The sequence below is a fragment of the Alteribacter salitolerans genome (assembly GCF_016901055.1).
GTDB classification, from domain to species: Bacteria; Bacillota; Bacilli; order Bacillales; family Salisediminibacteriaceae; genus Alteribacter; species Alteribacter keqinensis.
Genome location: NZ_JAFEUX010000001.1, coordinates 188,440 through 200,128, shown reverse-complemented (window position 1 = coordinate 200,128; position 11,689 = coordinate 188,440). Strand labels below are relative to the sequence as shown.

Below are 11,689 nucleotides of genomic sequence, written 5' to 3'. Positions count from 1 at the left end.
GGAAGCTCCCTTGTTTATTATGTTGAGCTCCGTTTCAGTGGCGGAGCCTTCTTATATAGCACTTGATTTCCTTTTCCAGCTTTTCTTCGTCAATCTCGATTCTTTCTTCCCCGGCTTTTCTTCTGAGAGATGTGAAAATGAGCTCGAGTTCTTCCTTTAACCCGTCCACCCTGAAGCCGTCATCAATATAGTTCTTCACCCGTGCGTAATAATTCATAAGTTCCTGGTATGAAAGGAATTGATCGTACATCCAGCCTCACGCTTTCGCTGTTTTTTTTCAGTTTATTCCCATCTGTAAAAAAGGTGTCAGTAACTATGAGGCTGTCTTTCTTGCTTTTCTTTTTTGCTGGTGAATCCATAAAGGTTTCGTTCTGGTACCCACCGTTACTCCGGTAAATACAAACATGGCTCCAATAATATGTGCCAAAAGCAATGGCTCGTCAAGGAAAATAACGGCCAAAATGACAGCCGATACCGGCATCAGATTGATAAACAGGGAAGCTTTAGCAGCGCCGATGATCTTTATTCCCTGATAATACATGAGAAAGCTGATCACAGTCACAATAATGCTCATATGAAGAATGGAAGACCAGACAACCCAGTCAGCCGCCTCTACCTGGGACCAGCTTGTTTCATAGACAGCAAATGGCATGAGCATCAGTGTCCCGATGGTAACCGCATAAGTAGTCGAAGTCAGAGCTGAAAATTTCTTTAACGCAACCTTTCCAAGAACACTGTACAGCGCCCAGCAGATAACAGCAAATAACAGGACGAGATCAATCGGCTCGAGACCGTTTCTCAAGGTTGCAAGAATCTGCCCGTTTGTAATAATAATGACTGCACCTGTTAAAGCAAGGACAAGCCCGGTCACATTACGTTTCGTAATGGTTTCCTTTAAGAACAAGCCTGATAAAAGAATGATCAGTACCGGATTGGATGCTATAAACAAGGAGCTTTTTACGATTGGCGCATATTTGGCAGCTGTAAAGAAAGCAATATTATAGATCGCAATACCCGTAAGTCCGAGGGATATGAGGAGAAGCCAGTCTGTTTTGGACGGCTTCGGCCGGTCTTTTTCCAGAATCATCATCATGGGAATCAGGATAAGAGCAGCAAAAAAGAAACGCAGAAACGAAACCGTTACCGGATCAAACGTTTCTGTGGCAAAGCGTCCTGCAACGAACGCACTTCCCCACGTACTGGTTGCAAAAGCAAGCATAAGATAGACAGGCCAAAGTCGTTGTTGTGTCACCATTCATCAGTCCGTTTCACTAAACTATTCGATATACGAAATATACATGAAAAAAAGCCTCTTGCCTAGAGTGAATGCAGAAAGAAGTGGAACTTATTAAAACATCTTGAACCAAAATAGTGAGGGCGATTCACAAGGTGGAAGATACCTTGTGAATCGCCCTTTGAAGCCGTGAACTGCTTCCTCTTCACGAGTAAAGCGGTTTTCTTGTTGTTTTAGGAAATTATAACTCTCTAAGATGTAGAAAACTTTATGAGGAATTTTTCCGAGTCCAACTCAGCGCCTGCGATCTCGAGGTCATTTCATGCCATCAACTGAATCCAAAGAGCGGCTTCAATATGATTGCCTGAAATCCTTAAACTAAAGTCTAAGGGCAAGTAAGTGGCTGGTAAATAAAGAATGTGTTTAGCTGAAAATCCGAACAATGAACTGACATAGCGGATGAAATATACGCAGACTCCTGCGGCTTAAAAGGCACCGGAAAAGTTAAAGATCGAACTTTTTCAGTGCCTTCTGAAAAGCAAAGGTGAGACCCCGCAACGAAGTGAAGAGGGTAACCCGCTTCCCGCGGAAAGGGAAGTATATTTCAGAAGCGGTTTATTTGCGCTTTATTTAATTTCGGATTCTTGTTGATAAAACACTTCTGTCCCATCCTCAAGTTTTCTTTATCGCTCGTGACCAATGCGCTTGCACAAAGTGTTGCTTGTGCCGATTCGTTTGGACATTCTTTATGTCTTAAGGCTTTATAATTTTTTCACATCATACCGGTCGCTGAGTATGAGCCAGTTCTGGGGAAAAGGCAATCCAAGTTTCCAGTAGCTGATTCCTCTCAGCCCGAGTTCATCAATCAGGTTAAACTTCTGTTCTATGCTTCTGGCATCCTCAAACCAAACCTCGTGTTCATCCCCTTCCTCATCTGTATACGTATAGGTAGGAGCCTGGGATTCTTCATCATACTCGATCGGAACATTGTATTCATACGCCCTCCTCACCGCTTCATTCGGGCTCACTGCTTCCGCCATATCCTCTCCGGGTGTGAATGGCAGTGTCCAGTCATATCCATATAAATTCTGTCCGAGCATGATTTTTTCTGCCGGCATCTCTGTGAGAGCATATTCAACAACTTCTCTCACGGGGCCAATCGGTGAAACGGCCATAGGGGGTCCCCCACTGTACCCCCATTCATATGTCATTAGAACAACGAAGTCCACAATTTCCCCGTGGGCGCCGTAGTCGTGTGCTTCGTACCATTTCCCTTCCTGGTCAGCACTCGTTTTCGGAGCCAGAGCAGTTGAAATCAGAAGCCCTTCCTGTCTGAGTCGTTCCGCAGCTTTCCTGAGAAAATCATTGTACCGCTCTTTGTCCTCAGGCCTTAAATATTCAAAGTCAAAATGGATATCCCCGTAGCCGACTTCCTGTGCTTCCTGGATAATTTCATCCAGCAAGGTGTTCTGGGCTTCCTCACTCGTAAGAATGGCCGCACCTAAATCATCACTGAACGCTCCCTCTTCAAGGTTTGTGACTACCATCATTAAAGCGGCACTGTTCTCCTCTGCTATTGCCGGGAAATCATCTAAAAGAGGTGGCTTTAACGTACCATCGCGGTTCAATTCATAGCTGAAAGGTGCAAGGTAGGTGAGAAACGGTGCTCTGTTACGAGCCGATTCAATGAGGTTTTCTGATACCTGATCCCCAATCGGTTCTACATAGGCATTCGTTTCTATTGTTGTTTTTGAAAGTGGTGGAATGTAGAGCCTTAACCCCACGTTCAACGGTTCATTCATGGAAACCTGGTTGATCCGGGCAAGCTCATCGACACTTATCCCGAACTTATCGGCGATCTCGAACAAGCTGTCCCCTTCCTGTACGTCATAAAAAGAACCGGTGATCGGAATGACAACACTTTGTCCTGCGACTAACCGGTCCGGCTCTGGAAGTTCATTGGCCTCTGCAATTTCAGCGGCCGAACTATTATACATTTGTGCAAGGCTGAATAGTGAATCGCCTTCTTCTACAATATGAATCTGCACACCTTGTTCCCCCCTATTCCCCCATATTCCTTTATCAGGCATGGTTCATCACCTCTATTTATACGCAGCAGGCCCTGAATTGATGAATAGGCGGAGGATTTTAATTTCACTATTTTACGGTTCATAGTATACTAAACAACAGTCAGTCTAAAGGAGTACATACTATGTTGCGCAAAATTCTTGTTACGTTGTTTTATGTAGGCATAGCCGTTTTTATTTATTTCATTCATGAACCACTCCTTCAATGGATTCGTCAGACCGACCGGGAATTTGCCGTTTTAACCGCCCTTGTTGCCACACTCATGTCGCTTTTTCCTGTCATACCATACCCGATTGTGGGTGGTGTCATCGGGGCTGCCTACGGGCCTGTTCTTGGAGGGTTTATTATCTGGTTCGGTTCAAGCATGGCTTCGGTGATTATGTTTGCCATTGTCCGCTACGGATACCAGGACTGGGGAATGAAGGTCCTCCATAAGTACAAATACCTTGGCAAATTAACGGTCCTTTTTGAGCGTAATGCCTTTTTGACGATTACGTTATTAAGAATGATCCCGGTCATTCCATCTATTATCATTAATGTATATGCAGCATTAAGCCGGGTCCGCTTTTTGTCATACGCCCTGGCCTCCTCTCTGGGCAAAATACCATCCATGATTCTGTTTGCCCTGATCGGCCATACAATCGTCACAGACCCTCAGGAAATTGTGTATATGATCCTTATATACGGAACGTTTCTTGCTGTGGTGTACGGAGGGTACCGCTATTTCCAGAAGAGAGCCGAAGCAAAATTTCAAACGGAGCATGAAGAAAATTAAAAAACAGCAAGGGACCACAGGGTCACCTTGCTGTTTTTACGTAAAGAACATGAAGTTTTACAGCGAGCCAGTATAACGAAGCGCCAATGAGCCCGCCAATCGTATTTAAAATAACATCATCCACATTTGCGACCCGGTACGTAAAGAAGTACTGGTTCACTTCGATAAAAACGGAAAGGACGAGCGCCAGAAACCCTACAGGCAGAATGCCGAGAAGAGATCTTCTCCACCTTCTGTACAGAAGAGGAAACAAAAATCCAAAAGGAATAAACATAACGATGTTGCCAAGAAGAATTCTGACAGGCACCCATATATCTGTGCTGTAGTAGTAGATATTATGAATACTCAATAATGGGACTACATTTAAGTTCCGGCCGTCTGCTCCGACAGGTCCGTATGATGAGCCGTAATTCCAGGCAAAGAATACGACATAAAAAAGACTGGCCATGTATAGGAGAAACAATAACGTCACAGCCGCTCTCGGTTTTCTTTTAATTTTAATACTATCCTCAGGTTTTTGCTGTGTATCATTCTTTTTCATCACTTGCATCTCTCACCCTGCTTTCTATCCGGACAGCTTGTTTACGTTCCTTTATTATCTTATGAAGGGCAAGCATGTGGCAACCCTTTTTCATTTAAATAAACACAACAATGTTGTTACAGGAACTTTTATAGTCCAAGTAACTCAAGTTTTGTTATCCGGATGGTTCAGCAGGGTTATTTCTTACGGTTTGCAGGCACCGCCAAAGAAAGTGAAATATAAAAGCTTCAATCTCTTTTGAAAATTGACAAAGAACAAAAGCTCAATCACCTTGGTCACGAGCGGTAAAGAAAACTTGAGGCTGGGACATAAGGAAAGAGTTTAGCTGAGAATCCGAACGATGCACGAACAAAGCGGATGAAATATACGTAGACTCCTGCGGGATGAAAAGCAAAGGTGAGACCCCACAGTGCGTAGCACGAGGAGGCTCACCAGCTTTCCGCGGAAAGCGAAGTATATTTCAGGAGCGATTCATTTGCACCGCATTTTATTCGTTCGGATTCTCGTTGAGTAAAACACTTCTGTCCCAGCCTCTTAGTTGCCCTTATGGACGCGGAAAAGTTTCATCATAAAGCTACCCACATCTTAGAGAGCTATAAATTCCTGGACAAAACAAAAAACCTGCCCTATAGGACAGGTTCTCATTTTATTTCCCCTTAGACGGAGCATAATCAGGCTGTTCACTGCTTTTATTGTTCATTTGTTTTCCTTTATTGGAATCACTTTTCCTAGGCTGTGTGCCCAGGTGGTTTGGTCTGTACTGGTCAAACTTATGGCTCATTGTATAGCCCTCCTTCCATATCCTTAATATGGCCGGACAGAAAGGAGGTATACACGATGATTACAGAGCATTGTCGAGGCGGTCCTGATGACGCTTATCAAGACGAAGCTCAATTCTTTCCATTTCTTTTGGATCGTTCATTAACTGCTGCTTATTTTCGTTGATCAGGTCTTCAAATCGTCTTTTCTTCGTTTTTTTCATTTCTTTCACCTCTATTTGCATTATTAACGCAAAAAGAGGAAGTTCATACCTCTTATTGTGAGTTCCCCAGGATATGGTTTTGTTCCTCCTTGGATAATCGCTTGCTCACATAGACATTTTCCGCTTCATCAAGGGTCAGTAAAAAACATTCTTTCGGTTCTTTTAAGCCGTGCTTAATGAGCTGCTCCTGAAGCCAGGAGCGTGATTTTACTTTTTTCAGGTTCGCATCGATTACCCGGCCGTCTGAAATGAGAACGGTTGGGTATCCCTTGGATTCTGGTGCTTTACCTATGTCCGCAGGAGATGCTGTGTCATACATGGTTTTTTTGATCACACTGATCTTACCGTTGGGCTCAAGAACAGCATAATCCACTTCTGTTAAATCAATTGCATTTTGGAGACGCAGATCCATCATTAAGGATTCAACAGTAATTTTCATTCTGTTTAATTCTTTATGAATGATTTGGCCATTTTTAACAAGAACAAGCGGTTCATCCTCAATCACCCGTCTAAATCTTGGAAGCTTTAATGCAATCCAGGATAAAAATAGATGGATTCCCGCAATGAATGCAGCGGCTGCCAACGGTCCGGGTAAAGGAACGTCTCCTGCTGCCAGGGGTTCTCCTACGATATCTCCAATGATAATGCCGAAAATAAAATCAAGAGGATCAAACGTACCGATCGAGCGCTGCCCGAGAATTTTAAGGAGAATAAAGATATATATGTAAACGATTATGGCACGAATTAAAAAATGATAAACCGGAAGATCGCTTGCGCCTTGCCAAAATTCAAACACGTTCATCACCCTTTAGTATCTTATCGATAATGGAAAAACCCAAGTTCATTAGGTGACCTTGGGTTTTCCTTTCCCCCGGAAACGAACAAAGCGCTTCCGTTTATCATCATTACTGGCCTGTTTGAGGCTGGTCGTTTCTCATTTTCTTTACTTCATAGTCCGCAAACGTTTCAAGCTCTGAAGCGTGGTTGTCTTTTCCTTGTTTTTTCGCATTTTTATTTCGCTCTGCATTTGCGTTTCCCTGCTTTTGTCTGCCCAAAATCATTTCCTCCTTTGTTTTCTTTTCTAGTATGTGATTTGTTTCTTTTGTTATGTATTTTTTAATATGGTATGTGAAATATCGAAAAGTTTTATTTCTAATCGTTTTTACAGAATGCTGTTCTCGTAAAGATTGAAGCTCTGTCTTCCTTATCATAACCACAGTAATTGTAGATTAAGCCGGAGTACACGTCGCTTTCCGCGGGGGCTCACCCTGACGCCCGCTCTGGCAGGACTCTTCCTTTTAACGAAGAACCACATTTTTTTTTGCGGAAACATCCTTTCATAAACAGGTTAGATGAAGCCTGCATCCTTTACCATGCATCTCACCGGGAATGCTCGGCGCGTGTACGGTGGTTGCGAGAGATTTGCTTTCAACGATGCTGATTTCACTGAAAGATTTTAGCACCTTATCTAAGGCTATTTCAGGCTGGCCTGTGAGCTTTAACAAAACTAAACGCAAAAAACCCCTTCCTGCACGATTGGCAGAAAGGGGTTCGTATCCGATTAGGATTTTGCTTTTTTCGTTTCTTTCAAGGCACGACGCAGTACCATCGGCAGGATTCCGCCATGACGGTAGTAGTCAATTTCAACTTCACTGTCGAAACGGGCAAGAACCTCAAATGATGTTTCTTTACCGGTTTCAGGGTGTTTTGCAGTGACTGTTACCATGTCACGCGGCTGAATATCGTTAGTTACTTTCACATCGAAATGCTCTTCACCTGTAAGTCCAAGTGATTCAGCGCTGTCCCCTTCTTTAAACTGAAGCGGAAGAACGCCCATCAGTACAAGGTTGCTGCGGTGAATACGCTCAAAGCTCTGAGCGATAACTGTCTTGATGCCAAGAAGGTTTGTACCTTTGGCAGCCCAGTCACGGGAACTTCCCATACCGTAGTCATTACCGGCAAGGACTACAAGACCTGTATCCTGTTCTTTGTATTTCATACACGCATCATAAATCGCCATTACTTCACCGGTAGGCCAGTATGTTGTATATCCGCCCTCTGTACCTGGTGCAAGCTGGTTTTTAATGCGGATGTTTGCAAACGTACCGCGCATCATTACTTCGTGGTTACCACGACGGGAACCGTAGGAATTAAACTGCGCAGGAGTTAATCCTTTTTCCATAAGGTATTTACCTGCAGGGCTGTCTTTTGCAATTGATCCCGCCGGAGAAATGTGGTCTGTTGTAACACTGTCTCCAAGCTTAGCCACTGCACGAAGGCTGTTAAGCTCTTTTACATCTTCAGGCTCTTCGCTCATGTCCTCGAAGAAAGGAGGGTTTTGAATGTAAGTAGACTCATCATCCCACTTGTAAAGTTCTCCTTCTGAAGTCTGAAGTTTATTCCAGCGTTCGTTGTTATCAAACACTTTTTCATACTCACGCTTAAATAACTCAGGAGCAACAGCATCATCCATATACTTCTTGATTTCTTCATGGCTTGGCCAGATATCTTTGAAGTATACGTCCTTACCGTCTTTATCCTGGCCGATTGCCTCTGTATGAAGGTCGATATTAACTGTTCCCGCAAGAGCATATGCCACAACCAATGGCGGTGATGCAAGGTAGTTGGCTTTAACAAGGGGGTGAATTCGTCCTTCAAAGTTACGGTTACCACTTAGAACAGAAGAAACGGTCAGATCATTATCTGCGATTGCTTTTTCGATTTCTTCAGGAAGCGGTCCACTGTTACCGATACATGTAGTACAACCGTATCCAACAAGGTTGAAGCCGAGTTTATCCAAGTAAGGCATAAGACCTGCATCTTCCAGGTAGCCAGTAACAACCTTGGATCCAGGTGCCAGACTGGTTTTTACATATTCAGGTACTTTCAGGCCTGCCTCTACTGCTTTTTTCGCCACAAGACCGGAACCAATCATAACGTGCGGGTTTGATGTGTTCGTACAGCTTGTAATCGCAGCAATTGTAACAGCACCTGTTTTCAGGCTGGATGTCTTTCCATTCGGGTGATCAACATCAACAGATTTATTAATTTCATCCGGATCGAGTCCGAATCCCTGATTACCCACCGGAGCTGTAAGTGACTTGTTCCACTCCTGCTTCATCTGGGAAAGAGGAATAAGATCCTGCGGACGCTTAGGTCCGGAAAGATTCGGTTCAATTGTAGAAAGATCTATTTCAACAACATCCGTAAATTCCGGATCGTCTTTACCAGGCTCATAGAACAGATCATTGGCTTTGCAGTATGCTTCTACCAGGTTTACCTGCTCTTCTGAACGGCCGGTAAAGCGCATGTAGTTTAATGCTTCTTCGTCAACCGGGAAGAAACCGCATGTCGCACCGTATTCAGGTGCCATATTGGATATCGTCGCACGGTCAGCAAGAGGCATCTCAGCAAGACCTGGTCCGAAGAACTCCACAAACTTGCCGACTACTTTCTTTTCACGAAGAACCTGTGTTACTTTCAGCGCAAGGTCAGTTGCGGTTGCGCCTTCAGGCAGGGCTCCTGTGAATTTAACACCGATAACTTCAGGCACCGGGAAGTAGGAAGGCTGCTGCAGCATACCGGCTTCTGCTTCGATACCTCCGACACCCCATCCAAGTACTCCGATTCCGTTAATCATTGTTGTATGGGAGTCTGTTCCCACAAGTGTATCCGGATAAGCTACGCGCTCTCCGTTATCGTTTTCATTTTCCTGAACAACATTGGCAAGGTACTCCAGGTTTACCTGGTGAACGATACCGGTTGCAGGTGGTACTGCTCTGTAATTATCAAGAGAATTCTGAGCCCAGCTCAGGAACTTGTAACGCTCTTCGTTACGCTGGAACTCAAGCTCCATGTTTTTAAGGAGTGAATCGGCACCGCCGAAATCATCTACCTGCACGGAGTGGTCGACAACCAGGTCAACAGGAATTGCCGGGTTGATTTCGTTCGGATCTCCACCCATATCTGCCATTGCTTTACGCAAAGAGGCAAGGTCTACCACAGCTGGTACCCCGGTGAAGTCCTGAAGGATAACACGGGAAGGCTTAAATGGTACATCCACCGCTTTCTGCTCATCTGTACCCCATTTAGCCAGGTTCTGCACATGCTCTTCTGTAATAACTCTGCCATCGTGCTGGCGAAGGACGCTTTCCAGAAGCACCTTTACAGAATAAGGAAGGTTGGAAACGGTTCCAACTCCCGCACTTTCAATTGCTTTTAAATCATAGTAGTGATACGTTTTTCCATTAACTTCAAAAGACTTTTTTGAGTTGTATAATGTTTGATCTTTCGACATATGTATTCCCTCCTTCAAGTACAATCATATAACAGAATGTCTAAATTGTCTAAAACCTTGTGAAAAAAGTGACAAGTTTCCTTTAGTACAATAACATGAATCGACTCAATATGGAATGGAAACGCTTCATTTTACACACATACAATAATTTCCCTTAAATCCGAATGATCAAACCCGGAATTTTATCCCTCCCCCTGTGCATCCTACTAAAGAAAACTGGAGGTGACTATGATGTCAAAGGATAAAGCCAATCACGTTCGTCCCGGTATGAATGATTCAAAAGCACAGGGAAAAGGCGCCGGCTACAACGAACGCTGGAATGATGAGCCCATGAGTGCCGAAGAAAGAATGTTTAATAAGAAGACAAAAAAACGTCAGTAATCTGATAAACAACCGCGAATGCTGTTTTTCTCATAAAGAAAAGGTGTACGAAAAGGACCAACGCCCTTTTCGTACACCTTTTTATTCTTCCATTAACTGCTGCTGGTACTTTCTTACTTCCTCTTCATAAATTCTTAACTGTTGTTTCTGGTGTTCCGATGCATTTACATGGGCTTTCTGGATCACCTGCATGGCTTCATTTAATTCCTGTTCGGCTGCTTTATGATGATGACCGTAATCTGCATCATCCGGTGCAAGATCGTTCATTGCACCCTGCAGTTGTACGAAAGCCTGCTGGGCAGCCTGGAATGCCTGTTGCTTGTTTTTATGGTATGGCATGTTCACCGTCTCCTTTCTATGACTGAACGTATTCCTCATTAGTGTGAAATTCAGTACGTTTTTTTATCCGGACGAGTTCAGGAAAGTTTTATTAAGATTGCTTAATTCTTCAACTGTACGTGTCTTTGTCCCTGGACACACTAGTATTGAAAGGAGGCGTTGACTGTGGAAAACAACACGTTCAAAAGCCAGCGCAGAAACCAGCCTAAAAACAACCGATCCAACCAGCCGCACCCTCAGAGTGGTTCCCATAAAACGAAAAAAGCGAACCATGTGGGCCAGACAGACGGTGAAAGTTAACGATTAAATCAATTTTCTTGTGTGTGCAGTGCTTTTAAAAGAGAGCATCAACGCTCATTGCTCTGACCCAAAAGGTAATAACCGACTTTTTGGGTCAGCCTTTTCTGCGCGGTGCCATTTTGCACTTTTTACCATTAGTAAAAGTCCGTAAAAAGATCATACTATATTTTGAAGAGAGAGCCACACGCTTTCTTTTCAGAGTAGATGCAGCAAAGCACCATCGAAGTGAAGTGTGAAACGAGGTATTCCTTAAGTCATCTTGAGGGGTGGTTAGCTTGTACCATTAACAAGCGGACGTGACACACGTTCTGAACGTAACATCACATCATTAAAAATGAGGTGTTTCCGAAGGACAAACATCGATAGTACCCCATACCTGTATCGACTCATAAGAAAAAGGCGGTCACATTGCTGACCACCTTTTTTCTTTTGGCTTTGTTAAACTCAGGGATTTCCGTTCACTGCACTGCGCGGCACAACCACTGCAATCAACTCTATTAATATCCAAAGCTCTTAAACACAGCGTTTTTTTACCTGCGGCCCTCTTTTTTTAGTTCACGCTGCTTTTCGATGTATTTGCCTTCAAGAAAATCTTTAATCAGGCCGAACACATAAAATGAAGCCCCGATTCCTGCACCGGCCATTAACATACGTTTCATCCTTTGTGCCTCCTTTTATTGTGATGCTGCTGCCATGCATCTGACTGCAAATACCGGGATCCACATGCAGGTGCATGAGATTCAGACAGATTA

Annotated in this window: 14 protein-coding genes; 3 read left to right on the top strand and 11 right to left on the bottom strand. The window is 43.8% G+C overall.

Annotation, left to right across the window (positions count from 1 at the left end; all coding sequences use genetic code 11):
* Positions 1–34 precede the first annotated feature (34 nt).
* The 3 genes from JSY36_RS00980 to JSY36_RS00970 form a co-directional block, all read right to left on the bottom strand.
* Positions 35–250, bottom strand: coding sequence for a hypothetical protein (locus tag JSY36_RS00980; RefSeq protein ID WP_122896974.1), 216 nt, complete (start codon positions 248–250; stop codon positions 35–37).
* Positions 251–313: 63 nt separating this feature from the next.
* Complete coding sequence (locus JSY36_RS00975; RefSeq protein WP_236784363.1) at positions 314–1,255, bottom strand: DMT family transporter; 942 nt, start codon at positions 1,253–1,255, stop codon at positions 314–316.
* Positions 1,256–1,995: 740 nt separating this feature from the next.
* The gene (locus JSY36_RS00970; RefSeq protein WP_205164866.1) at positions 1,996–3,282 is read right to left on the bottom strand and encodes a LysM peptidoglycan-binding domain-containing protein; all 1,287 of its coding nucleotides are present in this window, start codon (positions 3,280–3,282) and stop codon (positions 1,996–1,998) included.
* 164 nt (positions 3,283–3,446) lie between these two features.
* Between JSY36_RS00970 and JSY36_RS00965 the strand changes: the two genes are divergently transcribed.
* On the top strand, positions 3,447–4,097 hold the full coding sequence (locus tag JSY36_RS00965) for a TVP38/TMEM64 family protein (RefSeq protein WP_205164865.1): 651 nt from the start codon (positions 3,447–3,449) through the stop codon (positions 4,095–4,097).
* A gap of 22 nt (positions 4,098–4,119) precedes the next feature.
* On the opposite strand, the gene JSY36_RS00960 is transcribed toward JSY36_RS00965, so the two are convergent.
* The 6 genes from JSY36_RS00960 to acnA form a co-directional block, all read right to left on the bottom strand.
* Entirely contained in the window at positions 4,120–4,647 is a 528-nt protein-coding gene (locus JSY36_RS00960) for a VanZ family protein (protein WP_236784359.1), read from the bottom strand.
* A gap of 637 nt (positions 4,648–5,284) precedes the next feature.
* Positions 5,285–5,419 carry an acid-soluble spore protein N gene (locus JSY36_RS00955; protein WP_122896978.1) on the bottom strand — a complete coding sequence of 45 codons (135 nt, stop codon included), beginning with the start codon at positions 5,417–5,419 and terminating at the stop codon, positions 5,285–5,287.
* Between the two features lie 60 nt (positions 5,420–5,479).
* On the bottom strand, positions 5,480–5,620 hold the full coding sequence (locus JSY36_RS00950; RefSeq protein ID WP_122896979.1) for an FbpB family small basic protein: 141 nt from the start codon (positions 5,618–5,620) through the stop codon (positions 5,480–5,482).
* Between the two features lie 52 nt (positions 5,621–5,672).
* Positions 5,673–6,416, bottom strand: coding sequence for a DUF421 domain-containing protein (locus JSY36_RS00945; protein ID WP_122896980.1), 744 nt, complete (start codon positions 6,414–6,416; stop codon positions 5,673–5,675).
* A gap of 109 nt (positions 6,417–6,525) precedes the next feature.
* Entirely contained in the window at positions 6,526–6,675 is a 150-nt protein-coding gene (locus JSY36_RS00940) for a hypothetical protein (protein ID WP_183163735.1), read from the bottom strand.
* Between the two features lie 506 nt (positions 6,676–7,181).
* On the bottom strand, positions 7,182–9,917 hold the full coding sequence (acnA, locus tag JSY36_RS00935) for an aconitate hydratase AcnA (RefSeq protein WP_205164864.1): 2,736 nt from the start codon (positions 9,915–9,917) through the stop codon (positions 7,182–7,184).
* Positions 9,918–10,148: 231 nt separating this feature from the next.
* Between acnA and sspO the strand changes: the two genes are divergently transcribed.
* On the top strand, positions 10,149–10,298 hold the full coding sequence (sspO, locus tag JSY36_RS00930) for a small acid-soluble spore protein O (RefSeq protein ID WP_122896982.1): 150 nt from the start codon (positions 10,149–10,151) through the stop codon (positions 10,296–10,298).
* A gap of 81 nt (positions 10,299–10,379) precedes the next feature.
* Here sspO and JSY36_RS00925 read toward each other — a convergent pair whose 3' ends face one another.
* Complete coding sequence (locus tag JSY36_RS00925) at positions 10,380–10,637, bottom strand: DUF1216 domain-containing protein (RefSeq protein WP_122896983.1); 258 nt, start codon at positions 10,635–10,637, stop codon at positions 10,380–10,382.
* A gap of 165 nt (positions 10,638–10,802) precedes the next feature.
* Here JSY36_RS00925 and JSY36_RS00920 point away from each other — a divergent pair, with 165 nt between their 5' ends.
* Positions 10,803–10,937: a small acid-soluble spore protein P gene (locus JSY36_RS00920; protein ID WP_205164863.1), complete on the top strand. Its 135-nt coding sequence runs from the start codon at positions 10,803–10,805 to the stop codon at positions 10,935–10,937.
* 530 nt (positions 10,938–11,467) lie between these two features.
* Here the strand turns inward: JSY36_RS00920 and JSY36_RS20570 are convergent.
* A complete protein-coding gene (locus JSY36_RS20570) occupies positions 11,468–11,596 on the bottom strand; it encodes a hypothetical protein (RefSeq protein WP_272873229.1) in 129 nt (42 codons plus the stop codon).
* Between the last annotated feature and the right edge of the window lie 93 nt (positions 11,597–11,689).

What these genes read in the sequence shown, in the direction of transcription:
- JSY36_RS00980 (WP_122896974.1), bottom strand. Translation starts at nt 250, where the DNA reads ATGTACGATCAATTCCTTTCATACCAGGAACTTATGAATTATTACGCA.
- JSY36_RS00975 (WP_236784363.1), bottom strand. Translation starts at nt 1,255, where the DNA reads ATGGTGACACAACAACGACTTTGGCCTGTCTATCTTATGCTTGCTTTT.
- JSY36_RS00965 (WP_205164865.1), top strand. Translation starts at nt 3,447, where the DNA reads ATGTTGCGCAAAATTCTTGTTACGTTGTTTTATGTAGGCATAGCCGTT.
- JSY36_RS00960 (WP_236784359.1), bottom strand. Translation starts at nt 4,647, where the DNA reads ATGCAAGTGATGAAAAAGAATGATACACAGCAAAAACCTGAGGATAGT.
- JSY36_RS00955 (WP_122896978.1), bottom strand. Translation starts at nt 5,419, where the DNA reads ATGAGCCATAAGTTTGACCAGTACAGACCAAACCACCTGGGCACACAG.
- JSY36_RS00950 (WP_122896979.1), bottom strand. Translation starts at nt 5,620, where the DNA reads ATGAAAAAAACGAAGAAAAGACGATTTGAAGACCTGATCAACGAAAAT.
- acnA (WP_205164864.1), bottom strand. Translation starts at nt 9,917, where the DNA reads ATGTCGAAAGATCAAACATTATACAACTCAAAAAAGTCTTTTGAAGTT.
- sspO (WP_122896982.1), top strand. Translation starts at nt 10,149, where the DNA reads ATGTCAAAGGATAAAGCCAATCACGTTCGTCCCGGTATGAATGATTCA.
- JSY36_RS00925 (WP_122896983.1), bottom strand. Translation starts at nt 10,637, where the DNA reads ATGCCATACCATAAAAACAAGCAACAGGCATTCCAGGCTGCCCAGCAG.
- JSY36_RS20570 (WP_272873229.1), bottom strand. Translation starts at nt 11,596, where the DNA reads ATGAAACGTATGTTAATGGCCGGTGCAGGAATCGGGGCTTCATTTTAT.